The following is a 24,078-nucleotide window of genomic DNA, read 5'->3' as shown; positions in this document are numbered from 1 at the left end:
CTCAGCGTATGAGCGCTACAGTATAACGTGCTCACCTGCGCTGTGCCTGCCGGACAGCGACTGGCTAACCATGCTCGACGCGATTACGCCCCTGCTCCTTTGCCCGGTACAGCGCTGCATCGGCTCGTTTGAGCACCTGGTCGCTGCGTTCGCCAGAACGGAATGCACCCAGGCCGATGGAGGTGGTGATCACTACCCGTTCACCCTTGAAGTGGAATGGGCAGGCTTCGACTGTGGCGCGCAACACCTCGGCCATTTGCGCAGCGACTGCGGGCGTAGTCTGCGGCAACAGCAAGACGAATTCCTCGCCGCCAAAACGGGCGATGAAATCCCGGCCCCGCAGGCGCTTGCGCAACTGGTCGGCCACGATCTTGAGGACCTTGTCCCCAGCCAGATGACCATAGTTGTCGTTGATGCGTTTGAAATGGTCCAGGTCAAGAATCGCCATCGCCAGATGACCGCCGTTTTCCTGCCAGTCAAGCATTTCGCGTTCGACTTGCTCGCTCCAGGCCGCACGGTTGGGCAGGCCGGTGAGCGGGTCCAGCAGCGCTTTCTGGCGCTGTTCTTCCAGGTGCTCGCGATAGCCAAGCGCCTCATGCTCCATGCTCGCCACCCGCTCCGACAAGCCTTGCAGGCGACCGGCCAGTTCCTGCTCGCGGCGATCACGCTCGTGCTTGTGCTCGTCCATGGTCAGCAGCAAGCCTTCCAGGCGGTTTTCCAGAATGTGCTTGAGGCTGTCTACATCGGCGGCACCTTGCACGCTGCTCTGCAGGCCGTCGACGTGCTCACGCAGTTGGCTATCCAGCTCGCGGGCAGCGGTGCTGTTGTCCGCGTGACCGGCACTGGCCTCGTGCAGGTGGCTCTGGAACCCTTCCAGGCGTTCATTGAGCTGCTGCAGGTAGGTTTCGAATTCGTGCTGGCCGCTGTCGGTGATCGCCAGCATGAGGACTGCCAAGTCATCCAGCACCGGGATCAGCTCATACCAGTTCAAGCCGCGCGCAACCCGCTCGCGCATTTCCAACGCCTGAGCCTTGTGGCGCTCGGGCAGGCTAAGGTCATCAAGCAGACCGATCAGGGTCTGCTCAATGTGCGCGGCAACCTGGCTGTAAGGCGGCTCCACTGCGTAGGGCAGGGCATAGGGGCCGTCTTCACCAAAGGTTTCTTCAAGGGCATGTAAGGGTTCTGCCTCAGCCAACGGCTCGCTGACGGAAACTGCAGCTTCCGGCAATGGCGCCTTGTCCCTTGGCAACGGGGCTGGCGCCATTTCGGCCGTTTCGATCAGCGCCGGGCCAAATGCCTCCAGCTCAAGCTCGGGCGCTTCGGCCACCTCGGCAGTCGGAGCAGCAGGGGCCGGCAACGGTTGTAGCGCATCGACGTCATCGGGCCGCGAGGGCTCGGCACTGCCGGCTGCCTGGGGCACAACCTCGGCAGCAGGCAACGCCACCGGCGCAAGCTCTGCTCCTGCCTGTGCATCTTCCTCGCGGCTTCCGAACAACCGCTGCAGAAACCCGGGTCGGGCTTCTTCACCCGGCTTGCCAAGGGCCGACAGCGCGCGCCCCTGCAAGCCGCTCAACTCGCCCAACAGCGGCGGCAGCTCGCGTGACTGGGCAACCCCGCCGTCGAGCTTCTTCGCCAGTTTTTTCAATGGCCGCGAGATATCACTGGGCAGGGGCAGGCCTTGCAGTTGGCCAACCAGTGCGGTCAGCGCATCGCTGACTTGGTTCATGCGGGTTTCGCGACGCTGTTCGGAATCCAGTACCGCTTTCTCAAGGCGCGGAATCAAGCCGGCGAGGCCGGCGTCCATGTTGTCGCTGCGAATGACATCGCGCATTTCCTTCATGCACGCGTCTACCACCTTGTCACTGCCTTCAGCAGCCAGGGTGCTGCGCACCAGGCCTCGACGCAGCAGGTCAAGACGGGCATCCCAACGGCGTTCGAGCTTTTCTTGCTGCTCGATGCTTTTAAGGTATTTTTCTTTCCAGCGCTCAGCGTCTTCAGTCATGCCCGGGTCCGCAAACGGTGATGGCAATTAGCTCAAAACCGGCAGCGTATCCACAGTCAATGCATCAGGCAATCGAATCTCGACAGCAACGGGAAGGTGGTCCGAAATTGGCTGCGCCAGCACCTCGACACGCTCCAGCGTGAGGCTTGAACTGAGCAAAATATGATCAAGGCAACGCTGCGGTCGCCAGCTGGGGAAGGTGGCCTCGACTTGTGGGGCGACCAGGCCCAAATCGCGCAGTGGCGAATGCTCCAGCAGGTCGGTGGCATGGGTGTTCATGTCACCCATCAGCACCTGGTGACGGTAGCCGCCTATCAGCTCGCGGATATAACCCAGCTGCAGGGCGCGGGTCTTGGCCCCCAATGCCAGGTGCATCATCACCACTATCAGCGCATCTTCGCCTTCGCCAAACCGCACCAGAATCGCACCTCGCCCGGCCGGGCCAGGCAACGGATGGTCTTCGAGCAGTTGCGGCTTCAGGCGGCTGAGCACACCGTTGCTGTGCTGGGCAAAACGCCCAAGGTTGCGGTTGAGCTGCTGGTACCAATAGGGGAAGGCCCCCAAATGGGCCAGGTGTTCGACCTGGTTGACGTAGCCCGAGCGCAGGCTGCCACCATCGGCTTCCTGCAGGGCCACCAGGTCGAAGTCGCCCAGCAACCTGCCGATCTTCTGCAGGTTACCGGCACGGCCGTTATGCGGCAGCAGGTGCTGCCAGCTACGCGTCAGGTAATGGCGGTAGCGCTCGGTGCTGATGCCCACCTGGATGTTGAAACTGAGCAGCCGCAGACGACCATCCTCGGGCAGGCCCGGGGCCTGCAGGTGATGCTCGTTGACCTGCGGCTCGTGCAGGCCAATGCCACGCGTAGCTCTGAAGCGGGGCATGGGTGACGCCGCCTACTTGGCAGCGCGCTCCTTGTCGATCAGCTGGTCGGCGACATTCAGCACGCCTTCCGGTCCGCCGGCAGTCCCCAGGTCGAAGCGGTACTTGCCGTTGACGACCATGCTCGGTACGCCGGTGATTTCATACTTCTTCGCCAATTCCTTGGCCTGTTTGACCTGGCCCTTGATGGCGAACGAGTCGAAGGTGGCGAGGAACTTGTCCTTGTCCACACCTTGAGTGGCGAGGAAATCGGCCATGTCGTTCTTGTCGGTCAGGCGCTTGTGCTGGTTCTGGATGGCATCGAACACCGCAGCATGAACCTTGTGCTCGACGCCCATGGCTTCGAGGGTCAGGAACATCTGGCCGTGTGCATCCCACGGGCCACCGAACATGGCCGGTACGCGCTTGAAGTTGACGTCCTTCGGCAGCTTTTCAGCCCAAGGGTTGATGGTCGGCTCGAAGTGGTAGCAGTGTGGGCAGCCGTACCAGAACAGCTCGACGACTTCGATCTTGCCAGGCACGGAAACCGGAACAGGGTTGCTCAGCTCGATGTATTCCTTGCCGGCGACAGGCTCGGCGGCCTGAACGGCAGTCATACCGAATACGCTGGCGGCGACCAGCGCAGCGCTGAGAATCAGTTTACGCATGCTTTACTCCTGAGCAGTCATGGGTCGCCACGACGCGACCTGCACTGAGACAGGCCGGGAAGGGCTCGAGTTCTGTAGTGTAACGGCTGCGGGCAGAAAAAAGGGCAGCCCGGCCGCCCTTTCATCATTGGCCTACAACATTAACCGAAAGTTAATGCAGGCCCTGGATGTAGCTGGCCAACGCTTCGATGTCATGGTTGCTCAGCTTGCCAGCGATGGTGCGCATGGTCATGGCATCGCCATCGTTGGTGCGGTTGCCTTCGCGGAAATCAGTGAGCTGCTTGGCCACGTACTGCGAGTGCTGCCCGCCCAGGTGCGGGAAGCCAGCCAGGGCGATGCCCGCGCCGTTAGGCGAGTGGCAGCCAGTGCAGGCCGGCATGCCCTTTTCCAGGTCGCCACCATTGAACAGCGCACGGCCGCGCTCGACCAGTTTGGGATCGGCGGCACCCACGCTGCCTTTCTGGCTGGAGAAGTAGGCGGCGATATCGGCCAGATCCTGGTCGCTGAATGCGGCCAGCATGCCGGTCATTTCCAGCACGGTACGCTTGCCCGACTTGATATCGTGCAGTTGTTTTTCGAGATAGCGCTGGCCTTGGCCGGCCAGTTTCGGGAAGTTCGGTGCCAGGCTGTTGCCGTCAGGATTGTGGCAGGCGCCACAGACGGCGGTCTTGGCCTGGCCAGCGGCGGCATCGCCTTTGATAGGTTGCGCAGCAGTGGCCGCACCAGCGACACCCAGGGTCAACAGCAGACTCACGACTAGTTTGTTCATCAGCTAATCCAACACGGCTAAGGGTGAAATGTTATGTATCGGGACTGCCGCTCATCCAAAGGATGACCAAACGGTAGTCCTCGGCACTGCAGTCCATGCACAATCCACGCGGCGGCATAGCCTTGAAACCCTGGGTCACGTGCTTCACCAGTACATCCATGCCTTGCGCCAGCCTTGGCTCCCATGCTGCCCGGTCACCCCGTCTGGGTGCCTGTGGCAACTGCCCGGTGTGGCAGGCCGCACACGTGCGGTTGTACAACACCTCGGGATCCTGTGTAGCCTGTGCGCTGAAAAACGGCAGGAACATACCGACAGCAAGCAGCCATTTCGCCATGCGGAACGACCTTCAGGGTTGGGGGCCGCGCTGCGTTCTGTTGCGCGAGCTATTGTTCGACACCCCATGCCCGTTCTCCTTCGCTGGGAGAATGAGCACACAAAAACTGGGGCATTATATACTTCCGCCATCCAAACGGAAACGACACCGCTTGCCAGGCTTGGCTCTACAAAGTCAGGCAACACCCACATCGGATATCCCATGCAAGTCAAGAACCCCATCCTCGGCCTCTGCCAGAAAGCCAAATTCGCCCTCAGCGCAGCCAAGGTCGAACAATGCCCGGACGACCAGGGCTACGAGGTGGCTTTTGCCGGCCGTTCCAACGCCGGCAAATCCAGCGCCCTCAATACCCTGACTCATGCCAGCCTGGCGCGTACCTCGAAAACTCCCGGACGCACCCAACTGTTGAATTTCTTCAGTCTGGACGATGAACGGCGTTTGGTCGACCTGCCGGGCTATGGTTATGCAAAAGTCCCGATTCCGCTCAAGCAGCACTGGCAGAAACACCTGGAAGCCTACCTGGGCAGCCGTGAGTGCCTGCGTGGCGTGATCCTGATGATGGACGTGCGTCACCCGATGACCGACTTCGACAAGATGATGCTCGACTGGGCCAAGGCCAGCAGCATGCCGATGCACATCCTGCTGACCAAGGCCGACAAGCTGACCCACGGCGCGGGCAAGAACACACTGCTGAAAGTACAGTCGGAAATCCGCAAGGGCTGGGGGGATGGCGTGACCATCCAGCTGTTCTCGGCACCCAAGCGCCTGGGCGTGGAAGACGCCTACCGAGTGCTGGCGGACTGGATGGAACTGGAAGACAAGCCGGTCGTTTAATGCTTTGCGCCTGACCCGTAGGAGCGGGTTTACCCGCGAATGCAGCGGTGAATTCGACATCGCATTCGCGGGTAAACCCGCGCCTACGGAGGCTCAGTACAAGCCATCCGGCAAATTCCGGGCAAAAAAAACCCCGGACTTCGTATGGGGAGGGGGAAGTTCGGGGTCCAAGTCCGGACCGCTAGGGCGGGGTCCAGATATCTGCCAACACTTAACACAACATAGGAGCATCGAAGGGCTTCACCAGCCATTCAGTTACTCTGAGTTCCGCTTCACCGGTTTAGTTCCGAAGCCCACAAAACTATTTGCGATAGTTTCATGAAACTTAAGCACCCACAGCACTGAGCGGTGCTCGGATCCGCGTCACTACGCCGCAGATCCTACACAGTTTTACCTGCTCAATCAGTGAGCTTCGTCCCAATTCGCACCAACGCCTGCTTCGACAAGCAGCGGCACATCCAGCTGCGCGGCCTGGCTCATGTGCTGGCGAATTTCATCTTTCACTTGCTCCACCAGGTCCTCGCGTACCTCAAGCACCAGTTCGTCGTGCACCTGAAGGATCACCCGGGCATCCAGCCCGCTCTCGCTCAACCAGTTATCTACTTTGACCATGGCCCGCTTGATGATGTCGGCAGCAGTACCCTGCATCGGGGCGTTGATCGCCGTGCGCTCGGCGCCCTTGCGCAGGGCAGGGTTCTTGGCATTGATGTCTGGCAAGTACAGCCGGCGGCCAAACAGGGTTTCGACAAAGCCTTGCTCGGCCGCCTGGGCGCGGGTGCGCTCCATATAGGCCAGCACGCCCGGGTAGCGGGCAAAATAACGGTCGATGTAGTCCTGTGACTGCTTGCGGTCGACGCCGATCTGCTTGGCCAGGCCAAAGGCGCTCATGCCGTAAATCAGGCCGAAGTTGATGGCCTTGGCGCTGCGGCGCTGGTCGGTGGTCACGTCTTCCAGGGCCACACCGAACACTTCGGCTGCCGTGGCGCGATGCACGTCCAGGTCATTGCGGAAGGCATGCAGCAGGCCTTCGTCCTTGGCCAGGTGGGCCATGATGCGCAGCTCGATCTGTGAATAGTCCGCCGCCAGAAGCTTGTAGCCCGGACTGGCGATGAACGCCTGGCGAATACGCCGCCCTTCAGCGGTGCGGATCGGAATGTTCTGCAGGTTCGGGTCGCTCGACGACAACCGGCCGGTGGCCGCCACCGCCTGCTGGTAGGAGGTGTGGATGCGCCCGGTGCGCGGGTTGATCTGCCCCGGTAACTTGTCAGTGTAGGTGCTCTTGAGCTTACTCAGGCTGCGGTACTGCATCAGCACCTCTGGCAGCGGGTAGCCTTGTTCGGCCAGTTCGTCGAGCACTGCTTCGGCGGTGGATGGCTGGCCCTTGGCGGTCTTGCTCAGCACCGGCATGCCCAGCTTGTCGTAAAGAATCGTGCCCAGCTGCTTGGGCGAACCGAGGTTGAACGTCTCACCGGCGAGCTCGTAGGCACGCAGCTCAAGCTCAGCCATCTTCACGCCCAGCTCACCGCTCTGTACTTTCAACAGCTCGGCATCGACCAACGCACCCTGGCGCTCGATCCTGGCCAGCACCGGCACCAGCGGCATCTCGATATCCGTCAGCACCGGTTGCACGCTCGGCGTCTGTGCCAGGCGGGCCTGCAATGCATGGTGCAGGCGCAGGGTGATGTCGGCGTCTTCGGCGGCGTAGGGGCCGGCCTTATCCAGAGTGATCTGGTTGAAGGTAAGCTGCTTGGCACCCTTGCCGGCGATGTCCTCGAAGGCGATCGTGGTGTGGTCGAGGTACTTCTGCGCCAGGCTGTCCATGTCATGACGGGTGGCCGTGGAGTTCAGCACGTACGACTCGAGCATGGTGTCATAGGCCACACCGCGCATCTCGATGGCGGGGGAGCCATTGGCGAGGATGTTGATGTCGTACTTGGCGTTCTGCCCGACCTTGGCCTTGGCCGGGTCCTCCAGCAAGGGCTTCAGCGCCAACAGCACGGCCTCGCGGTCCAGCTGGGCCGGCGCGCCTTCATAATCGTGGGCCAGCGGCACATAGGCTGCTTCGTGCGGCTCGACAGCGAAGGACAGGCCGACCAACTGCGCCTGCTGGGCGTCCAGGCCGGTGGTCTCGGTGTCGAAGGCGAACAGCGGTGCCTGGCGCAGCTTTTCCAGCCAGGCGTCGAAACGGGCCTGGTCGAGGATGGTTTCGTATTTGGGCTCGACCTTGGCCGCAGGCTCCACAGCCGGGCCGACATCATCACCAGCCTTGGCCGCATCGCGCTGCACTTCGGCGACCCAGCTCTTGAACTCCATCTCGGTGTACAATGCCAGCAACGCCTCGCGGTCAGGTTCACCGCACACCAGCGCCTCGACCTCGACATCCAGCGGCACGTCAACCTTGATGGTGGCCAGCTCGTAGGACAGGAATGCCGCGTCGCGGTGCTCCTCCAGCTTGGCCGGCAAGGTCTTGGCGCCGCGAATGGCCAGCGTTGGCACCTTGTCCAGGTTGGCGTAAAGGTCGCTGAGACCGCCGCCGATGCCGGTCAGCAGCCCCACCGCCGTTTTTTCGCCCACGCCCGGCACGCCCGGGATGTTGTCGACCTTGTCACCCATCAGGGCCAGGAAGTCGATGATGTGTTCCGGGCCGACGCCGAACTTCTCGTGCACGCCAGCCACGTCCAGCACGCTTCCGGTCATGGTGTTGACCAAGGTAATGTGCCCGTCCACCAGCTGCGCCATGTCCTTGTCACCGGTCGAGATGATCACCGGGCGACCCAGGGCGGCACTGCTGCGCGCCAGGGTGCCGATCACGTCGTCAGCCTCGACACCCTCCACACACAGCAGCGGGTAGCCCAGCGCCTTGACGCTGGCGTGCAGCGGCTCGATCTGTACCCGCAGGTCATCCGGCATGCTGGGGCGGTTGGCCTTGTACTCAGCGAACATGGCATCGCGGAAAGTGCCGCCCTTGGCGTCGAACACCACGGCGAACAGGCTGTCGGGATATTGCTTGCGCAGGCTCTTGAGCATGTTCAGCACACCCTTCACCGCACCGGTCGGCATGCCCTTGGACGTGGTCAGCGGTGGCAGCGCGTGGAAGGCGCGATAAAGGTAGGAGGAACCGTCCACCAGGACGAGGGGCGCTTGGCTCATGAGCAGAATCAACCTTTTCGACGGGTCCGGCGCTAGAATAGCCAGAATCATTGACGACAAAGGGACTAGGTTATCATGCGCACACTCAATCGCCTGTTACTGCTCGGCCTGTTGGCAACCACGCCTGTCGTCACCCTGGCGGCGGACGACGCCCCCTCGGCCGATCCCGAGGTGACCATTCGCACGGAAGGCGATAAAACCATCCAGGAATACCGGCAAAACGGCTTCCTGTATGCGATCAAGATCACGCCGAAAAACGGCAAGCCTTACTTCCTGGTACGCGCTGATGGCACTGATGCCAATTTCATTCGATCCGACCAGCCGGACATGCTGATTCCGTCCTGGAAGATCTTCGAGTGGTAAGCTGACGCGCACCGTTCACATCAACCCGGCACTTCCCGGCGGAAGTGCCCGTATGGGCAATTTTTCATCATGTCAGTCTTCACCCCCGTGACCCGGCCTGAGCTGGAAACCTTTCTGGCGCCGTACGAGCTGGGCCGTCTGCTCGACTTCCAGGGCATTGCCGCCGGTACCGAGAACAGCAATTTCTTCGTCAGCCTCGAACAGGGGGAGTTCGTCCTGACGCTGATCGAGCGTGGGCCCAGCGAGGACATGCCGTTCTTCATCGAGCTGCTCGATACCCTGCACGGTGCCGACATGCCGGTGCCCTATGCCATTCGTGATCGCGACGGCAACGGCCTGCGCGAGCTGTGCGGCAAGCCGGCATTGCTGCAGCCCAGGCTGTCGGGCAAACACATCAAGGCACCCAACAACCAGCACTGCGCCCAGGTCGGCGAGCTACTGGCACACATTCACCTGGCCACCCGAGAGCACATCATCGAGCGCCGCACCGACCGCGGCCTGGACTGGATGCTGGCCTCGGGTGTCGAGCTACTGCCACGCCTGACTGCGGAGCAAGCCGCATTGCTGCAGCCGGCGCTGGACGAAATCAGCGCACATAAGGCGCAGATCCTGGCCTTGCCGCGGGCCAACCTGCATGCCGACCTGTTCCGCGACAACGTGATGTTCGAAGGCACCCACCTGACCGGTGTGATCGACTTCTACAATGCCTGCTCCGGGCCGATGCTGTATGACATTGCCATCACCGTGAACGACTGGTGCCTGGATGAGCAGGGAGCGGTGGATGTACCACGCGCCCAGGCGCTGCTGGCAGCCTATGCGGCGCTACGGCCGTTCACTGCAGCCGAAGCCGAGCTGTGGCCGGAAATGTTGAGGGTAGGCTGCGTGCGTTTCTGGCTGTCGCGCCTGATTGCCGCCGAATCGTTTGCCGGGATGGATGTGATGATCCACGATCCGAGCGAGTTTGAAGTACGTCTGGCGCAGCGCCAGCAGGTGGCTTTGCACCTGCCGTTCGCGCTGTAGACCGCGTCTGCTTCTTCGCGGGTGAACCCGCTCCCACAGGGATAGCGACGGCCTTGAGGCCTGCGCAGTACCTGTGGGCACGGATTCACCCGCGAAGGGGCCGGTACAGGCTTACAGCTGTTCCAGGCAGCCTGCCAGGTCACCGCCCAACTTCTCCAGCAAGCGCTCATACCCTTTGCCATCCACCGGATCGGTGCCACCCAAGGCATCCAGCTCGGCAAGGCGTACCGGCAACCCGGCAGTCAGGGTCTCGGCCAATCGCGGCCGCAGTGGCGGCTCGCTGAACACGCAGGTCTTGCCCACTTCCTGAAGACGCTTGCGCATGGCCGCCACATGCTGCGCCCCAGGCTGCACCTCGGATGCCACGCTGAACACGCCCGCGTGCTTCAAGCCATATTCAGCTTCAAAATAGTCGAAAGCTTCGTGGAAGACGAAGTACGGCTTGCCGGCAATACCGGCCACGCGCGCCTTGATACGCCCATCCAACGCATCCAGGCGTTCATCGAAGGCCTTCAGGTTGCTCTGATAGCGAGCCGCATTGGCCGGGTCGACCTGGGCCAGGTCAGCTGCCATTTTTGCCGCGATTACTCGCGCATTGACCGACGATAGCCACAAATGCGCATCCAGGCTGCCTGGGCGGTGATCGTGGTCATGATCGTCATGGTCTGCTTCCTCATGGGAATGGCTGTCCTCGCCAAAGTGGCGCAGCTTCATGCCCGGCAGCGACTGCACAGCCACTGTGGCCTTGCTGCGGCTTCCCAGCACACGCGGAAGGAAATTCTCCATGTCAGGGCCGATCCAGTAAAGCAGGTCGGCATCGCCTACCCGCCGCACGTCCGAGGGGCGCAGCGCATAGTGGTGGGGTGAAGCGCCGGGCGGCAGCAGCACGTCAGGGCTGCCAACACCCTCCTGCACGGCAGCGGCAATCTGCTGCAGTGGCTTGATACTGGTGAGCACACGCACGTCGGCCTGCGCGGATAATGCGATGAAAGCGACAAACAGAGCCAGGAATCGGGACACGGTGGATACTCGAATCTTCAGAAACAGGTAACATAATAACGTCTCTGTCCAGAACCGTCGCTGCCCATGTCCATCACACCGCTGGCCAACCGTCCTCACGACCACTCCCATTGCGTACACAGCGCACTGGCTGAAGCCGACGCCTTGTGCACCCGCCAGGGCCTGCGCCTGACAGCCCTGCGCCGCCGTGTGCTGGAGCTGGTGTGGCAGAGCCACAAGCCACTGGGCGCCTACGACATCCTCGCTGTGCTCAGTGAGCAGGACGGCCGCCGCGCCGCGCCGCCCACGGTGTACCGTGCGCTGGACTTCCTGCTGGAAAACGGCCTGGTACATCGCATCGCATCGCTCAACGCCTTCATCGGCTGCAGCCACCCCGAGCACGTGCACCAAGGCCAGTTCCTGATCTGTCGGGCCTGCCATGTGGCCATCGAGCTCGAGCAGAGCAGCATCAGCGAGGCCATCATCAACAGCGCCAAAGGCGTGAGTTTCACGGTCGAGACCCAGACCGTGGAAGTGGTCGGCCTGTGCGGTAACTGCCGGAGCGCGGCATGAGCGACGCCCTGATTCGCCTGGAGCAGGTCGGCGTCACCTTTGGCGGTGAGGCGGTGCTCGACAGCATCGACCTGTCGGTCGCCCCAGGCCAGATCGTCACCCTGATTGGCCCCAACGGGGCGGGTAAGACGACCTTGGTGCGGGCCGTACTTGGCCTGCTCAAGCCACATCGCGGCAAGGTATGGCGCAAACCCAAGCTGCGCATTGGCTACATGCCGCAGAAAATTCAGGTTGATGCCACGCTGCCGCTGTCGGTGCTGCGCTTCTTGCGCCTGGTGCCCGGCGTAGACCGCGTGGCAGCCTTGTCGGCGCTGCAGGAAGTGGGCGCCGAGCAGGTCATCGACAGCCCGATCCAGACTATTTCCGGCGGCGAAATGCAACGCGTGCTGCTGGCCCGCGCCTTGCTGCGCGAACCCCAGTTGCTGGTGCTCGACGAACCGGTACAAGGTGTGGACGTGGTCGGCCAGACCGAGCTTTACAACCTCATCACCCGCCTGCGCGACCGCCACGGCTGCGGCGTACTGATGGTGTCCCACGACCTGCACCTGGTCATGAGCGCTACCGACCAGGTGGTGTGCCTGAACCGCCACGTGTGCTGCTCGGGTCACCCTGAGCAAGTCAGCGGTGATCCGGCGTTCGTCGAGCTGTTCGGCAAGACCGCACCGAGCCTGGCCATCTACCACCACCATCACGACCACAGCCACGACCTGCATGGCTCGGTGGTCGCCCCTGGCACCCATGTTCACGGAGAGCACTGCAAGCATGGCTGATTTTCTTCTCTACGCCTTGCTTGCCGGCTTGTCCCTGGCACTGGTTGCAGGCCCACTGGGCTCCTTCGTGGTATGGCGGCGCATGGCCTATTTTGGCGACACCCTGTCTCACGCCGCGCTGCTCGGTGTGGCCCTGGGCTTTGCCCTGGATGTCAGCCCGGCGCTGGCGGTAACCGTGGGCTGCCTGTTGCTGGCGATTCTGCTGGTGACATTGCAGCAACGCCAGCCGCTGGCCTCCGACACCCTCCTGGGTATCCTGGCCCCCAGCACCTTGTCGCTGGGCCTGGTGGTGCTGAGCTTCATGCACGATGTGCGCATTGACCTAATGGCTTACCTGTTCGGCGATCTGCTGGCCATCAGCACCACCGACCTGGCCTGGATCCTCGGCGGCAGTGCACTGGTCCTGCTGCTGCTCGCTGTGCTGTGGCGGCCGCTGCTGGCGGTTACCGTGCACGAAGAACTGGCCATGGTTGAAGGCCTGCCCGTGGCCGGCTTGCGCATGGCGCTGATGCTGCTGATCGCGGTGGTAATTGCGGTTGCCATGAAAATCGTTGGCGTGTTGCTGATTACCTCACTGCTGATCATTCCTGCCGCTGCGGCACAGCGCCACGCCCGCTCACCAGAGCAGATGGCCCTGGGTGCCAGCCTGCTGGGTGTCACCGCAGTGTGCGGCGGCCTGGCCATGTCCTGGTTCAAGGACACCCCCGCCGGGCCCTCGATCGTGGTCTGCGCCGCGGTGCTATTCTTGCTGAGCCTGGCTCTGCCAAAACGCTGAAAAGCAAGGCGTGTGCAGGCACGCCTTGCAACCTTCGGCCCGTAAAGGGTCTGTAAGGCCTATTTTCGAGCGTGCGCACCTGGGTGTAGACTTGCTCGCTTTTTGCGCAAATAGAGAGTCGCAGGAATGAAGCCGTTCGCCTCCCGTTATCTGCTTGTTGCCGCGTTTTCCCTGATCCTGGCTGCCTGTTCCAATGCGCCGGTCGAACAGGCCACCGCACCTGCTCAAGCAGATGCCTGGCAGCAGTTGCAACAGAACATCGCCAGCAATGAGCTGGCTACCGCCGAAGACCAGCTTGCTGCACTGCAGGCCCAGTCGCCGGATGATGCACGCCTGGAGCAATACCAGCGCCAACTGGCCGAAGCTTACCTGCAACGTAGCCAGATCGTTCTGCAGAAGGGCGATGTAAACGCGGCAGCTACCGCGCTGGCCCGTGCCCGGGCACTGATGCCGCAGGCGCCAGCGGTGACCGGCGGGGATGCCGTGACCCAGGCCCGCAAGGCCGAACTGGAAAAGGCTGAAGCTGCGCTGAAAGCCGCCGAAGCCAAGCCCAAGGCACGCATCATCGACCCGACAGCGCCCAGTACCGTGGTGGCCTTGAAGACCACTGACAGCCGCGCGCTGCGCCGCCAACTGGACGACATTGCCGCCGATGTGGTGAGTTACCAGTGCGAAGTGGTATTCCAGGTACCGCGCACCGAGGATGCACCTTGGCTGAAGACCTTGCTGGAAAAGCGCGTGCGCAAGATTGACAGTGGGTTCGAGCTGAAGCAGAAGCATCAGATCCAGCGCTCGCTGCCGGCACAGGTGGTGCTGGTCCCGCATCAGCAGTAAACGCTTCGCGGGTAAACCCGCTCCTACATCAGGAGCGGGTTTACCCGCAAAAAGGCCTTATCAGGCAGGAACAGCTTCAGCTGCCGCCTCCCGCTCCCACACTCGGTGGCCTTCAACCGCTTTGACAAAGGCATCCACTGCCTTCTGCTCATCCCCGAGCAACAGCCCCTTGTCCTCCTTGAGCCCCAACGCTTTCGCCAATTCCTTGGTCAGCACCAGCGCCTTCAGGTGCTTGTAGCCCTCCAGCACGAAGTGCTTGGCCAATCCGCTAGCCGCCAGCGCATCCGTAGAGGCCTTGCCCGCAGGCACGACAATCCCGTCGAACATGATCGAAGGCATCCCCTCCATCGACGCCGCTACCGGCAGTTGTTTGCCATCCGCCGCCTTCACCGGCGCCGAGGTCGGCCCCAGCAGCATCGGCCGGGCACTGTGCGCTTCCAGGGCCTTGACCAGTTTGTCCACGCTGGCAGCGTCCACGCCATCTGCCACCAGCACAGCAATCTTGCGCCCCTTGATACCCACCGAACCTGGGTGGTTCATCTGGCTCAACGCAGGCGATTGCGCCAGCTGGCTACCCTTCACCTTCACCGTACCCGCTTTCGGCGCAGGAAGGCCCAGGTTGGCCGCAACCGCCGCCGCCAACTTCAGGTCGATGTTGGCGAGAATTTCATTCACTTCCCGGGCGCGGATATGTTCACGCTCCACTTTGCCCAACTCGAAGCTGTAAGCCTTGATGATGTGCTGTTGCTCGGTCGGGCTCATGCTCTGGAAGAACAGCCGAGCCTGCGAGAAGTGATCGCCGAACGACTCACTGCGCTGGCGAATCTTGTGCGCATCGATACGCTCCTGATAGCTCTCGAAGCCGCCGTCCTGCGCCGCAGGCGGGGTTTCCTTCGGCCAGCCGCCATCAATCGAGTTGGGCTCGTAGGAAGCCCGGCCCTTGTGCACGACGTGCTGGTGCAGGGCATCACGCTGGTTGTTGTGGTTCGGCGCTACCGGCCGGTTGATCGGGATCTGGTGGAAGTTCGGCCCACCCAGGCGGCTGATCTGGGTATCGGTGTACGAGAACAGCCGGCCCTGCAGCAGCGGGTCGTTGGTAAAGTCGATACCTGGCACGATATGGCCTGGGCAGAACGCCACCTGTTCGACCTCGGCAAAGAAATTGTCCGGGTTGCGGTTGAGCACCATCTTGCCCAGCGGCGTGACGGGTACCAGTTCCTCCGGGATGATCTTGGTCGGGTCCAACAGGTCGAAGTCGAATTTGTGTTCGTCAGCCTCAGGCACAATCTGCACGCCCAGTTCCCATTCCGGGTAGTCACCGGTTTCGATGGCTTCCCATAGGTCACGGCGCTGGAAGTCGGTGTCCTTGCCCGCCAGCTTCTGGGCTTCGTCCCACAGCAGGGAATGCACGCCCTGGCGTGGTTTCCAATGAAACTTTACGAAGCTGGCCACGCCCTCGGCATTGATCAGGCGGAAGGTATGCACGCCAAAGCCTTCCATCATTCGAAGGCTGCGCGGGATGGCGCGGTCAGACATGGCCCACATGACCATATGGGCCGACTCCGGCACCAGCGAGACGAAATCCCAAAAGGTGTCGTGAGCCGAACCGCCGGTCGGTATCTCGTTGTGTGGCTCTGGCTTCACCGCGTGGACAAAATCGGGGAACTTGATGGCATCCTGGATGAAAAACACCGGCATATTGTTACCGACCAAGTCGAAATTGCCTTCATCTGTATAGAACTTGACGGCAAAGCCCCGTACATCTCGAACCGTGTCGCCAGAACCGCGTGGGCCCTGAACCGTCGAAAAGCGGACAAAAACCGGGGTGATCTTTTCCGGATCTTGCAGGAAGCCGGCCTTGGTCAGCTCGGCGTGGTTGCCATAGCTCTGGAAAAACCCGTGTGCCCCGGTACCGCGTGCGTGCACGATGCGTTCGGGGATACGCTCATGGTCGAAGTGGGTGATTTTCTCGCGCATGATGAAGTCTTCAAGCAGCGAAGGCCCGCGATCACCCGCCTTGAGGGAGTTCTGGTTGTCAGCAATGCGCACGCCTTGGTTGGTTCGCAGCGCATGCCCGGTCGCATCGCTACGGTCGGCCTCCAGGCTCTGCAGCTTGGCATTGGTGTTGGCCCTGTCAGGGGTCTGGGTACCGGCGGCCTCGCTGTGCTTGGGCGCATCCGTTTTCTTGCTGGGCATGATCGGCTCTCCTCATCAGTCTTAAGGCGTGCCCGTTCAGGGCTTGTCCAAGTAGTGACTGGAGGGCGTTGCCGAGCGTTCAATCAGGATTACCGGTTGTCGCGATATGCCCGATGGATTGGTGCATGACGAAATAAATGCTAAGAACAGCTATAGGAAAAGGCTAAAATGCGCGACCCCAGCTAACCGCTGACCCAAATTTCAATGCGCCCCACAAGGTTCGCTACGTGATCGAGTTCCAACAGGTACATAAAACCTACCGCGTTGCCGGTAGGGAAATCCCCGCACTGAATCCGACCAGCCTGACCATCGAAGATGGCCAGGTGTTCGGCCTGATCGGCCATTCCGGCGCTGGCAAAAGCACCATGCTGCGCCTGATCAACCGCCTGGAGGAGCCCTCCGGCGGCACGATCATCGTCGACGGCGAAGACGTCACCGCGTTCAACGCCAGCCAGTTGCGCGGCTTCCGCCAGCAGGTCGGGATGATTTTCCAGCACTTCAACCTGCTGGCTTCCAAGACCGTCGCCGACAACGTCGCCCTGCCACTGACCCTGGCCGGTGAGCTGTCGCGCAGCGAAATCGACAAGCGCGTCACCGAACTACTGGCTCACGTTGGCCTGTCGGACCACGCCAAAAAGTACCCGGCGCAGCTGTCCGGCGGCCAGAAGCAGCGCGTCGGCATCGCCCGCGCCCTGTCCACCAACCCAAAGATTCTGCTATGCGACGAGGCCACCAGTGCCCTCGACCCGCAAACCACGGCCTCGGTCCTGCAACTGCTGGCCGAGATCAACCGTGAACTGAAGCTGACCATCGTGCTGATTACCCACGAGATGGACGTGATCCGCCGTGTCTGCGACCGCGTGGCCGTGATGGACGCCGGTCAGATCGTCGAGCAAGGCTCGGTGGCCGAGGTGTTTCTGCACCCGCAGCACCCCACCACCAAGCGCTTCGTCCAGGAAGACGAGCAGGTCGACGAAGGCGAGCAGCGCGACGACTTTGCCCACGTGCCAGGCCGCATCGTACGCCTGACCTTCCAGGGCGACGCCACCTACGCGCCGCTGCTGGGCACCGTGGCCCGCGAAACCGGTGTGGACTACAGTATCCTCGCCGGGCGTATCGACCGCATCAAGGATGTCCCCTATGGCCAGCTCACTCTCGCCCTGATCGGCGGAGACATGGAAGCGGCGTTCGCCCGCTTCAAGGCAGCTGACGTACATATGGAGGTACTGCGTTGATGGACGCCCTGAATTTCTTTGCCAACGTCGACTGGGCCGAAATCTGGCTGGCCACCGTCGATACCATGATCATGCTGTTCGGCTCGCTGTTCTTCACCGTGCTGCTGGGCCTGCCACTGGGCGTGCTGCTGTTCCTCTGCGGGCCAAAGCAGATGTTCGAACAGAAGGGCGTCTATGCGCTGCTGTCGCTGGTGGTCAACATCCTGCGCTCGCTGCCATTCATCATCTTGCTGATCGTGATGATCCCGTTCACCGTGCTGATCACCGGTACCTCCCTGGGCGTTGCAGGCGCCATCCCGCCGCTGGTGGTGGGTGCCACGCCGTTCTTTGCGCGCCTGGTTGAAACCGCCTTGCGTGAAGTGGACCGCGGCATCATCGAAGCCACCCAGTCGATGGGCGCCACCACTCGCCAGATCATCACCAGTGCGCTGCTGCCGGAAGCCCGTCCGGGCATCTTCGCGGCCATAACGGTAACCGCCATCACCCTGGTTTCTTACACTGCCATGGCCGGTGTGGTGGGTGCCGGTGGCCTTGGTGACCTGGCTATCCGCTTCGGTTACCAGCGTTTCCAGACCGATGTGATGGTAGTGACCGTGGTACTGCTGCTGGTACTGGTTCAAGTCCTGCAGAGCGTGGGCGACAAACTGGTCGTGCATTTTTCCCGTAAGTAACCCCAATGGGGTCGGCCTGGCCGACCCGTTCGGGGGCCGTCGCGGCCCTCACAAGGAGTGATCAATGAAGAAGCTGCTTGCTGTCGCTGCCGCTGTCGCGGCCTTCTCGGCCCAGGCCGATACCCTTACCGTCGCCGCCACCCCGGTGCCGCACGCCGAGATCCTCAACTTCGTCAAACCACAACTGGCCAAAGAAGGCGTAGAGCTGAAGGTCAAGGAATTCACCGACTACATCCAGCCGAACGTGCAGGTGGCCGAAAAGCGCCTGGACGCCAACTTCTTCCAGCACCAGCCTTACCTGGATGAGTTCAACAAGGCCAAGGGTACCCAGCTGGTGAGCGTGGCAGGCGTGCACATCGAGCCACTGGGCGTGTATTCGTCCAAGATCAAGAAACTGGACGAGCTGTCCTCCGGCGCCACCGTGGTCATCCCCAACGACGCCACCAACGGCGGCCGCGCCTTGCTGCTGCTGGACAAGGCTGGCGTGATCAAGCTCAAGGACAACAAGAACATCCTGTCGACCGTGAAGGATGTTGCCGAGAACCCGAAAAACGTGAAGTTCCGCGAGCTGGAAGCCGCCACCATCCCGCGTGTGCTGACCCAGGTAGATGCCGCCCTGATCAACACCAACTACGCGCTGGAAGCCAAGCTGAACCCGGAAAAAGACGCGCTGGCCATCGAGGGCAGCGACTCGCCTTACGTGAACATTCTGGTTGCCCGCCCGGACAACAAGGACTCGGACGACATGAAGAAACTGGCGGCTGCACTGCACTCGCCTGAGGTGAAGCAGTTCATCATCGAGAAGTACAAAGGCGCTGTGGTTCCGGCGTTCTGAGCCAACATCCCCGGGGCCGCTTTGCGGCCCTTTCGCGACGCAAGGCCGCTCCCACAAAGTAAGGCGTACGCCGATCCATGTGAGAGCGGCCTTGTGTCGCGAAAGGCCTGCGCAGGAGGCCCAGCACTCTCAATCCCGCTTGACCAGCCCCGGCAACTGCGCCCCCAGCTTCTGGTTGTTGAACGGCGCCCGAATGAACCCACGCTGTCGCCCATCCGGCCCGACAATCGCCAGGTTACCGCTGTGATCCACGGTATACCCCGGCTTGCTGGTATCCGCCGGAATGAACGGAATGCTCAAGGCATTGGCCAGCTTCTGGGTATCCTCGATCGACCCCGCCACGCCGACAAAGTCCTTGTCGAAATAGCCCAGATACTGCTTCAGCTGGTTCGGCGTATCGCGGTTAGGGTCCACACTCACCAACACCACCTGCAGCCGGTCGACGGTATCCTTGGGCAGCTCGCTCTTCACCTGGCGCAACTGGGCCAGGGTGGTCGGGCAGATGTCCGGGCAGTAGGTGTAGCCAAAGAACAGCAGCGACCATTTGCCCTTGAGGTCATCCATCTGCACCGGCTGGCCGTCCTGATTGGTCATGGTGACATCAGCCACGGCGCGGCTCTGCGGCAGCAGGATGATGCCCGCATCAATCAGCTCGGCAGGGTTGGGCTGGTCACGACCATTAAGCACCTTGTTGACGGTCAGGCCCAGGATCAACGCGACCAGGGCAACGAGGATGAAGACGGTTTTCTGGGTTCGGGTCATAGGCTCAGCAACAGGTAGTGGTCAAGGAGCAACGCGATGAACAGCGCGAACAGGTAGCCGATAGAGTACTTGAAGGTGCCGATCGCCGCGTGCGGCCGGCTGCTACGGTACAACACCCAGGCCCAATGCAGGAAGCGCAGGCCCAAGCCCAGGGCACAGGCCAGGTACAGCGGGCCACTCATGTGGATGGCATACGGGAGCAGGCTCACCGCCAGCAGGATCAGGGTGTACAGCAGGATATGCAGTTTGGTGTAGCGCTCGCCGTGGGTCACCGGCAACATCGGGATATCGGCCTTGGCGTATTCCTCCTTGCGGTGGATGGCCAGCGCCCAGAAATGCGGCGGGGTCCAGGCGAAAATGATCAGCACAAGCAGCAAGGGTTCGGCGCTGACATGGCCGCTTACCGCCACCCAGCCGAGCAACGGCGGAGCGGCACCGGCCAGGCCACCGATGACGATGTTCTGTGGCGTGGCGCGCTTGAGAAAGCCGGTGTAGAGCACCGCATAACCGAGTAATGAGGCCAGGGTCAGCCAGGCGGTGAGGGCGTTGGTGAATACCAGCAGCAGGACCATGCCCAGCAGCGCCAGGGCCAAGGCGAACAACAGCGCCGGCAGGGGCTCGACTCGGCCTTGGGCCAAAGGCCGTTTGTGGGTGCGTGCCATCAGCGCATCGATGCGCCGATCCACCACATGATTGACCACCGCTGCGCCACCCGCGCACAGGCCGATGCCCAGGTTGCCGAACAACAGCACGCTCCAGCTGACGCCCGCCCGGGTGGCCAGGAACATGCCCGCCAGCGAGGTGATCAGCATCAGCACCACCACCTTGGGCTTGGTCAGCTCAAGGTAATCGCGCCAGCGGGCCCGTCGTACGCTTAGAAGCGTCGCCACGAGTCGTTCCTCATGTGATGGGAAATGCCCACCCCGACCACCGGCCGCAGACGCCAACCATGGCCGACACCCATACGAACCTTGTCGACCACTCGAATGCGGTAGTTCACCAGCACCATGCTCAGCAGCAGCATCGCCCCGCCGGCATTGTGCGCAACAGCCACCGCCAGCGGCAGGTGGAACACCACGTTGCTGATGCCCAGGCCCACTTGCAAGGCCAGCGCCAGCAGCACCAGCCGCGCCAGGCCGGGGAGACCACAGCGGTGCAGCTTCCAGCTGAGCATCAACAGCACACAGGTCACCAGCAGCGCGCCCAACCTGTGGCTGATGTGGATGGCCGTGCGCGCATCACTGTCCAACTGCCCGCCAAGGTAATTGGGGCCGACATGCTGGGTCAGGTGGAAGCCGTTGCTGAAATCCGCCGCTGGCCACCACTGGCCATGGCAGGTCGGCAGGTCGATGCAGGCCACGGCTGCGTAGTTGGCGCTGACCCAACCGCCCAGAGCAATCTGGCCGATTACCACCAGCAGCGCCAGTGCAGCGATCCGGCGCAGGCTCAGCGGCAGTTTCGGCAAGGGCGCAAAAGCCCGGGACAGACGCAGAGACAACAGGAACAGCAAGCTCAACGTGGTAAAGCCACCCAGCAAGTGCGCCGTGACCACCTGCGGCCACAGCTTCAGGGTGACCGTCCACATTCCGAAGGCTGCCTGGGCCAACACCACACCCAGTAGCAGCATCGGCAGGCGATAAGGCTGCCCATCGCGTGCATGCCGGCGCATTGCCTGGAACGCGAGCAGGGCGATCACCACGGCCAGGCTACCGGCAAAGTAGCGGTGGACCATCTCCGCCCAGCCCTTGGCGGCTTCCACCGGGTGCTCCGGAAAGTGCAGCTCGGCATGGGCCAACTGCGCTTCACTCTTGGGCACGCTGATAAAGCCATAGCACCCCGGCCAGTCGGGGCAACCGAGGCCGGCGTGGGTCAGGCGGGTATAGGCACCAAGCAGGACGACCAGCAGTGCCAGCAGGGTGGCGAACACAGCAAGGCGAAATCCAGGTCTGGCCATGGCAGGCTCCTAGCCGATGTTGGACAGCTTGAGCAGGTGGCGCAGGTCATCCAGCACATGCTTGCCGTTGACCTTGCCGTCGTAGCGCAGCACCAGGTTGCCGTGCGGGTCGACGATCCACAGCTGCGGGCCGGGCTCGACAACCTTCTGCTGATAACGTTGCGCATCCAGCGGGTAGCGCTGCAACTGCGGGTACTCGCGGCCGAGCAGTGCCTGATAGTCGGCACTCAGCGGCTGGGCGGCGGCCAGCGCATGGCTGGCGCGGCTGGCATCACGCCCCAGCCCGACCTGAATCTGCCGAGCCAGGTACACCAGGCGCTGACAGTCTTCGGTGCAGGCCTGGGGCGCGCTGACCAGCAACTGCCAGCGCTCGTCCTGGCCCGCCACGCCGAGATCGGCACGGCTTTCCCCATTGCCAATCATGGCGCCATGGTAGCTGCGGCCTTCCGGCACCCAGAATTTGAGCTTGTACATGCTGGTGGCCAGAACCATCGGCCCAAGCACCACCAGCAGGATCAGCAACAGCTGCAAACGCCCACGGGCTCTGGGTTTGCTACGTTCAGGCGCGTCCAGTGGAGTGGCGGTGGCCATGGCGTTTCTCCTTGTTTTGGTGCCAGCCGAAGTAGAGGTAGAGCAGAACCAGAGCGGTAGCCAGGGCAAACCACTGCACGGCATAGCCGACGTGTTTTTCGGGGCTCATGGCGACAACCGGCCAGTCCAGGCGATAGCTCGCAGGGCCCGGCTCCAGGCGCAATTCCTGGGCAAAGCCTTCGCGATCAAGCTGTTGCCATAGCTGCGCGACATCGATAGCGGTCAACAGATGCGGCCATTGCCCGCCGATGGGGTCCGGGTGCAGCTGGAAGGTGCTACCGGGCGCGACATACACAGAGGCATCCAGCGCCAAGGCCTGGGCAGGGGTTTCGAAGTGCACCGGCACCCGGCGGTCCAGCCATGGCAGCCAGCCACGATTGATCAGCAACCACAGGCCGCTGGCTTGGTCGTGGAAGGGCTGCAGCAGCTCGACACCGGCTTTGCCGTCGCGCATGCGGTTGTCCAGCAGCACGCTGTGCTCGGCGTCGAAGCGGCCATACAGGTGCACACGGCGGAAGGCGTTGTCTTCTTTCGAGAGGAGCTGGGCGGTGGCGATCGGCGCTTCAATCCGCCTTTCCGCATAGGTGGCCAGCAGCACGCGCTTTTCCTCGGCACGGCCGAGTTGCCAGCAACCAAGCGCAATCAACCCTGGCAGCAGTGCAAGCACCACCAGCGTCGGTACCCAGCCTGGGCGAAACGGCCTCACGGGCGCCTCGCTATACTTATCCACATCACCGCATCCCCCCGGAGTAACGCCATGCTCAAGGCCGCGATTGTCCTGATGCTGTTGGCCACGATTGCCAGTCTGTTCAGTGGCCTGGTGTTTCTGGTCAAGGATGATGAAAACTCGACCCGCCTGCTCAAGGCCCTGACCGTACGGGTCACCCTGGCAGCCTTGACCATAGGCCTGGTCGCCTGGGGCTTGATCAGCGGTCAACTGGTCTCCCACGCCCCTTTCTGAAGCGCTCCCCCCTACAGGGTTTCGTATTCACAACACATAGACAAAGATGAACAACCCCACCCACACCACATCGACGAAGTGCCAGTACCAACTGGCTGCCTCGAAGCCGAAGTGTTTTTCCGGGTTGAAATGCCCGCGCAGAATACGCACGAACATCACAATCAGAATGATCGTGCCCAATGTCACGTGGGCACCGTGAAACCCGGTAAGCATGAAGAACGTCGCACCGTAGATCCCTGAGCCCAATGTCAGCCCCAGTTTGGTATAGGCCTCGTGGTACTCGAAGGCCTGCAGCGCGATAAAGCTGATGCCCAGAACAATGGTCAGTGCCATCCAGAATTTCAGCGGCCCGCGGTGGTCACGGCGCAAGGCGTGGTGGGCAATGGTGATTGTCACACTGGAACTGACCAGCAGGATGGTGTTGATCAGCGGCAGATGCCACGGGTCGATCACTTCCTTGGGCGGCGGGAACAGCTTGGGATCGGGGGTGTGCAGCAGCGGCCAGGTGAATTCGAACGTTGGCCACAGCATGTGCGTAACACCTTTGGCCCCTTCGCCTCCCAGCCACGGCCCCGCCAGTACGCGGACATAGAACAGCGCACCGAAGAAGGCCAGGAAGAACATCACTTCGGAGAAGATGAACCAGCTCATGCCCCAGCGGAACGAGCGGTCCAGCTGCGGGCTGTACAACCCGGCGTGGCTCTCCTTGACCACTGCCCCAAACCAGCCGAACAGCATGTAGGCCAGAAACAACGCCCCCACGAAGAAAATCAGCGGCCCGTGCGAATCTGGGTGGCCCGCCTTCATATCGTTGAACCAGGTGCCCAGGCCGAATACCGTGATGAACATGCCGATGGTGGCGATGATCGGCCATTTGCTCTGCGCCGGAACGTAGTAGTGCTCATGACTTGCCATTGCTGTTC

Annotated in this window: 25 protein-coding genes; 11 read left to right on the top strand and 14 right to left on the bottom strand. The window is 62.1% G+C overall.

Features of this window, described 5'->3' with window-relative positions; translation table 11 throughout:
* Nucleotides 1-64: 64 nt before the first annotated feature.
* The 5 genes from I8746_RS23860 to I8746_RS23840 all read right to left on the bottom strand — a co-directional run bounded on the left by I8746_RS23860 (nucleotide 65) and on the right by I8746_RS23840 (nucleotide 4,632).
* Nucleotides 65-2,002, bottom strand: a complete 1,938-nt coding sequence (locus tag I8746_RS23860) for a GGDEF domain-containing protein (protein ID WP_088512663.1) — start codon at nucleotides 2,000-2,002, stop codon at nucleotides 65-67.
* Nucleotides 2,003-2,029: 27 nt separating this feature from the next.
* Nucleotides 2,030-2,884 (bottom strand): endonuclease/exonuclease/phosphatase family protein, encoded by an 855-nt coding sequence (locus tag I8746_RS23855; RefSeq protein WP_003252985.1) that lies wholly within the window; start codon nucleotides 2,882-2,884, stop codon nucleotides 2,030-2,032.
* Nucleotides 2,885-2,896: 12 nt separating this feature from the next.
* Nucleotides 2,897-3,529 (bottom strand): thiol:disulfide interchange protein DsbA, encoded by a 633-nt coding sequence (gene dsbA, locus I8746_RS23850; protein ID WP_003252987.1) that lies wholly within the window; start codon nucleotides 3,527-3,529, stop codon nucleotides 2,897-2,899.
* 151 nt (nucleotides 3,530-3,680) lie between these two features.
* The gene (locus I8746_RS23845; RefSeq protein ID WP_003252989.1) at nucleotides 3,681-4,298 is read right to left on the bottom strand and encodes a cytochrome c; all 618 of its coding nucleotides are present in this window, start codon (nucleotides 4,296-4,298) and stop codon (nucleotides 3,681-3,683) included.
* Between the two features lie 31 nt (nucleotides 4,299-4,329).
* Complete coding sequence (locus I8746_RS23840) at nucleotides 4,330-4,632, bottom strand: cytochrome c5 family protein (protein ID WP_003252992.1); 303 nt, start codon at nucleotides 4,630-4,632, stop codon at nucleotides 4,330-4,332.
* Between the two features lie 201 nt (nucleotides 4,633-4,833).
* Between I8746_RS23840 and yihA the strand changes: the two genes are divergently transcribed.
* Nucleotides 4,834-5,466: a ribosome biogenesis GTP-binding protein YihA/YsxC gene (yihA, locus tag I8746_RS23835; RefSeq protein ID WP_010951522.1), complete on the top strand. Its 633-nt coding sequence runs from the start codon at nucleotides 4,834-4,836 to the stop codon at nucleotides 5,464-5,466.
* Nucleotides 5,467-5,868: 402 nt separating this feature from the next.
* Here the strand turns inward: yihA and polA are convergent, their stop codons facing one another.
* Nucleotides 5,869-8,616 (bottom strand): DNA polymerase I, encoded by a 2,748-nt coding sequence (polA, locus tag I8746_RS23830; RefSeq protein WP_221101114.1) that lies wholly within the window; start codon nucleotides 8,614-8,616, stop codon nucleotides 5,869-5,871.
* Nucleotides 8,617-8,691: 75 nt separating this feature from the next.
* Here polA and I8746_RS23825 point away from each other — a divergent pair, with 75 nt between their 5' ends.
* Together I8746_RS23825 and I8746_RS23820 are read left to right on the top strand one after the other, a co-directional pair.
* Nucleotides 8,692-8,979, top strand: a complete 288-nt coding sequence (locus tag I8746_RS23825) for a DUF2782 domain-containing protein (RefSeq protein WP_003252997.1) — start codon at nucleotides 8,692-8,694, stop codon at nucleotides 8,977-8,979.
* Between the two features lie 69 nt (nucleotides 8,980-9,048).
* Complete coding sequence (locus tag I8746_RS23820; RefSeq protein WP_011953151.1) at nucleotides 9,049-9,999, top strand: homoserine kinase; 951 nt, start codon at nucleotides 9,049-9,051, stop codon at nucleotides 9,997-9,999.
* A gap of 111 nt (nucleotides 10,000-10,110) precedes the next feature.
* On the opposite strand, the gene I8746_RS23815 is transcribed toward I8746_RS23820, so the two are convergent.
* Nucleotides 10,111-11,019 carry a zinc ABC transporter substrate-binding protein gene (locus tag I8746_RS23815; RefSeq protein WP_003253000.1) on the bottom strand — a complete coding sequence of 303 codons (909 nt, stop codon included), beginning with the start codon at nucleotides 11,017-11,019 and terminating at the stop codon, nucleotides 10,111-10,113.
* Nucleotides 11,020-11,085: 66 nt separating this feature from the next.
* Here I8746_RS23815 and zur point away from each other — a divergent pair, with 66 nt between their 5' ends.
* The 4 genes from zur (at nucleotide 11,086) to I8746_RS23795 (ending at nucleotide 13,950) form a co-directional block, all read left to right on the top strand.
* A complete protein-coding gene (zur, locus tag I8746_RS23810) occupies nucleotides 11,086-11,571 on the top strand; it encodes a zinc uptake transcriptional repressor Zur (RefSeq protein WP_004575253.1) in 486 nt (161 codons plus the stop codon).
* Nucleotides 11,568-12,341 (top strand): zinc ABC transporter ATP-binding protein ZnuC, encoded by a 774-nt coding sequence (znuC, locus tag I8746_RS23805; protein WP_011953149.1) that lies wholly within the window; start codon nucleotides 11,568-11,570, stop codon nucleotides 12,339-12,341. The genes zur and znuC overlap by 4 nt, the downstream gene beginning before the upstream one ends.
* Nucleotides 12,334-13,116 (top strand): zinc ABC transporter permease subunit ZnuB, encoded by a 783-nt coding sequence (gene znuB / locus I8746_RS23800; RefSeq protein WP_004575255.1) that lies wholly within the window; start codon nucleotides 12,334-12,336, stop codon nucleotides 13,114-13,116. The genes znuC and znuB overlap by 8 nt, the downstream gene beginning before the upstream one ends.
* A 126-nt stretch (nucleotides 13,117-13,242) precedes the next feature.
* Nucleotides 13,243-13,950: a PA5502 family lipoprotein gene (locus tag I8746_RS23795; RefSeq protein ID WP_011953148.1), complete on the top strand. Its 708-nt coding sequence runs from the start codon at nucleotides 13,243-13,245 to the stop codon at nucleotides 13,948-13,950.
* A 60-nt stretch (nucleotides 13,951-14,010) separates the two neighbouring features.
* Here the strand turns inward: I8746_RS23795 and katE are convergent, their stop codons facing one another.
* Complete coding sequence (gene katE / locus I8746_RS23790) at nucleotides 14,011-16,146, bottom strand: catalase HPII (protein ID WP_011953147.1); 2,136 nt, start codon at nucleotides 16,144-16,146, stop codon at nucleotides 14,011-14,013.
* Nucleotides 16,147-16,373: 227 nt separating this feature from the next.
* Here katE and I8746_RS23785 point away from each other — a divergent pair, with 227 nt between their 5' ends.
* The 3 genes from I8746_RS23785 to I8746_RS23775 all read left to right on the top strand — a co-directional run bounded on the left by I8746_RS23785 (nucleotide 16,374) and on the right by I8746_RS23775 (nucleotide 18,887).
* Nucleotides 16,374-17,381, top strand: coding sequence for a methionine ABC transporter ATP-binding protein (locus I8746_RS23785; RefSeq protein ID WP_221101113.1), 1,008 nt, complete (start codon nucleotides 16,374-16,376; stop codon nucleotides 17,379-17,381).
* Nucleotides 17,381-18,052: a methionine ABC transporter permease gene (locus tag I8746_RS23780; RefSeq protein ID WP_010951513.1), complete on the top strand. Its 672-nt coding sequence runs from the start codon at nucleotides 17,381-17,383 to the stop codon at nucleotides 18,050-18,052. Before I8746_RS23785 ends, I8746_RS23780 begins: the two co-directional genes overlap by 1 nt.
* A gap of 64 nt (nucleotides 18,053-18,116) precedes the next feature.
* The gene (locus tag I8746_RS23775; protein ID WP_003253017.1) at nucleotides 18,117-18,887 is read left to right on the top strand and encodes a MetQ/NlpA family ABC transporter substrate-binding protein; all 771 of its coding nucleotides are present in this window, start codon (nucleotides 18,117-18,119) and stop codon (nucleotides 18,885-18,887) included.
* 129 nt (nucleotides 18,888-19,016) lie between these two features.
* On the opposite strand, the gene I8746_RS23770 is transcribed toward I8746_RS23775, so the two are convergent.
* The 5 genes from I8746_RS23770 to I8746_RS23750 are packed head-to-tail and all read right to left on the bottom strand — an operon-like array spanning nucleotide 19,017 to nucleotide 22,900.
* Nucleotides 19,017-19,649 carry an SCO family protein gene (locus I8746_RS23770; RefSeq protein WP_011953145.1) on the bottom strand — a complete coding sequence of 211 codons (633 nt, stop codon included), beginning with the start codon at nucleotides 19,647-19,649 and terminating at the stop codon, nucleotides 19,017-19,019.
* The gene (cyoE, locus tag I8746_RS23765; RefSeq protein WP_004575259.1) at nucleotides 19,646-20,539 is read right to left on the bottom strand and encodes a heme o synthase; all 894 of its coding nucleotides are present in this window, start codon (nucleotides 20,537-20,539) and stop codon (nucleotides 19,646-19,648) included. The genes I8746_RS23770 and cyoE overlap by 4 nt, the downstream gene beginning before the upstream one ends.
* Nucleotides 20,524-21,603, bottom strand: a complete 1,080-nt coding sequence (locus tag I8746_RS23760; protein WP_011953144.1) for a heme A synthase — start codon at nucleotides 21,601-21,603, stop codon at nucleotides 20,524-20,526. Before I8746_RS23760 ends, cyoE begins: the two co-directional genes overlap by 16 nt.
* Before the next feature lie 9 nt (nucleotides 21,604-21,612).
* Nucleotides 21,613-22,194, bottom strand: coding sequence for a hypothetical protein (locus tag I8746_RS23755; RefSeq protein WP_017147855.1), 582 nt, complete (start codon nucleotides 22,192-22,194; stop codon nucleotides 21,613-21,615).
* On the bottom strand, nucleotides 22,163-22,900 hold the full coding sequence (locus I8746_RS23750; RefSeq protein WP_088512657.1) for an SURF1 family protein: 738 nt from the start codon (nucleotides 22,898-22,900) through the stop codon (nucleotides 22,163-22,165). Before I8746_RS23750 ends, I8746_RS23755 begins: the two co-directional genes overlap by 32 nt.
* Before the next feature lie 51 nt (nucleotides 22,901-22,951).
* On the opposite strand from I8746_RS23750, the gene I8746_RS23745 reads away from it, so the two are divergent.
* Nucleotides 22,952-23,155 (top strand): twin transmembrane helix small protein, encoded by a 204-nt coding sequence (locus I8746_RS23745; RefSeq protein ID WP_003253030.1) that lies wholly within the window; start codon nucleotides 22,952-22,954, stop codon nucleotides 23,153-23,155.
* Nucleotides 23,156-23,182: 27 nt separating this feature from the next.
* Here the strand turns inward: I8746_RS23745 and I8746_RS23740 are convergent, their stop codons facing one another.
* Nucleotides 23,183-24,070, bottom strand: coding sequence for a cytochrome c oxidase subunit 3 (locus I8746_RS23740; RefSeq protein ID WP_011953141.1), 888 nt, complete (start codon nucleotides 24,068-24,070; stop codon nucleotides 23,183-23,185).
* Nucleotides 24,071-24,078: the final 8 nt, after the last annotated feature.

It is taken from the genome of Pseudomonas sp. USTB-Z, from assembly GCF_019691255.1.
GTDB lineage: Bacteria > Pseudomonadota > Gammaproteobacteria > Pseudomonadales > Pseudomonadaceae > Aquipseudomonas > Aquipseudomonas alloputida.
The sequence above is the reverse complement of the archived record's forward strand: the minus strand, read 5'-3'. Positions and strand labels throughout refer to the sequence as shown.

Excerpts from the sequence above, each read along its gene's own strand:
- znuC (WP_011953149.1), top strand. The coding sequence starts at position 11,568 with ATGAGCGACGCCCTGATTCGCCTGGAGCAGGTCGGCGTCACCTTTGGC.
- I8746_RS23770 (WP_011953145.1), bottom strand. The coding sequence starts at position 19,649 with ATGACCCGAACCCAGAAAACCGTCTTCATCCTCGTTGCCCTGGTCGCG.
- I8746_RS23795 (WP_011953148.1), top strand. The coding sequence starts at position 13,243 with ATGAAGCCGTTCGCCTCCCGTTATCTGCTTGTTGCCGCGTTTTCCCTG.
- zur (WP_004575253.1), top strand. The coding sequence starts at position 11,086 with ATGTCCATCACACCGCTGGCCAACCGTCCTCACGACCACTCCCATTGC.
- polA (WP_221101114.1), bottom strand. The coding sequence starts at position 8,616 with ATGAGCCAAGCGCCCCTCGTCCTGGTGGACGGTTCCTCCTACCTTTAT.
- katE (WP_011953147.1), bottom strand. The coding sequence starts at position 16,146 with ATGCCCAGCAAGAAAACGGATGCGCCCAAGCACAGCGAGGCCGCCGGT.
- I8746_RS23755 (WP_017147855.1), bottom strand. The coding sequence starts at position 22,194 with ATGGCCACCGCCACTCCACTGGACGCGCCTGAACGTAGCAAACCCAGA.
- yihA (WP_010951522.1), top strand. The coding sequence starts at position 4,834 with ATGCAAGTCAAGAACCCCATCCTCGGCCTCTGCCAGAAAGCCAAATTC.
- I8746_RS23760 (WP_011953144.1), bottom strand. The coding sequence starts at position 21,603 with ATGGCCAGACCTGGATTTCGCCTTGCTGTGTTCGCCACCCTGCTGGCA.
- I8746_RS23740 (WP_011953141.1), bottom strand. The coding sequence starts at position 24,070 with ATGGCAAGTCATGAGCACTACTACGTTCCGGCGCAGAGCAAATGGCCG.
- I8746_RS23845 (WP_003252989.1), bottom strand. The coding sequence starts at position 4,298 with ATGAACAAACTAGTCGTGAGTCTGCTGTTGACCCTGGGTGTCGCTGGT.
- I8746_RS23745 (WP_003253030.1), top strand. The coding sequence starts at position 22,952 with ATGCTCAAGGCCGCGATTGTCCTGATGCTGTTGGCCACGATTGCCAGT.
- I8746_RS23860 (WP_088512663.1), bottom strand. The coding sequence starts at position 2,002 with ATGACTGAAGACGCTGAGCGCTGGAAAGAAAAATACCTTAAAAGCATC.
- I8746_RS23825 (WP_003252997.1), top strand. The coding sequence starts at position 8,692 with ATGCGCACACTCAATCGCCTGTTACTGCTCGGCCTGTTGGCAACCACG.
- znuB (WP_004575255.1), top strand. The coding sequence starts at position 12,334 with ATGGCTGATTTTCTTCTCTACGCCTTGCTTGCCGGCTTGTCCCTGGCA.
- I8746_RS23775 (WP_003253017.1), top strand. The coding sequence starts at position 18,117 with ATGAAGAAGCTGCTTGCTGTCGCTGCCGCTGTCGCGGCCTTCTCGGCC.
- dsbA (WP_003252987.1), bottom strand. The coding sequence starts at position 3,529 with ATGCGTAAACTGATTCTCAGCGCTGCGCTGGTCGCCGCCAGCGTATTC.
- I8746_RS23820 (WP_011953151.1), top strand. The coding sequence starts at position 9,049 with ATGTCAGTCTTCACCCCCGTGACCCGGCCTGAGCTGGAAACCTTTCTG.
- I8746_RS23855 (WP_003252985.1), bottom strand. The coding sequence starts at position 2,884 with ATGCCCCGCTTCAGAGCTACGCGTGGCATTGGCCTGCACGAGCCGCAG.
- I8746_RS23840 (WP_003252992.1), bottom strand. The coding sequence starts at position 4,632 with ATGGCGAAATGGCTGCTTGCTGTCGGTATGTTCCTGCCGTTTTTCAGC.
- I8746_RS23780 (WP_010951513.1), top strand. The coding sequence starts at position 17,381 with ATGGACGCCCTGAATTTCTTTGCCAACGTCGACTGGGCCGAAATCTGG.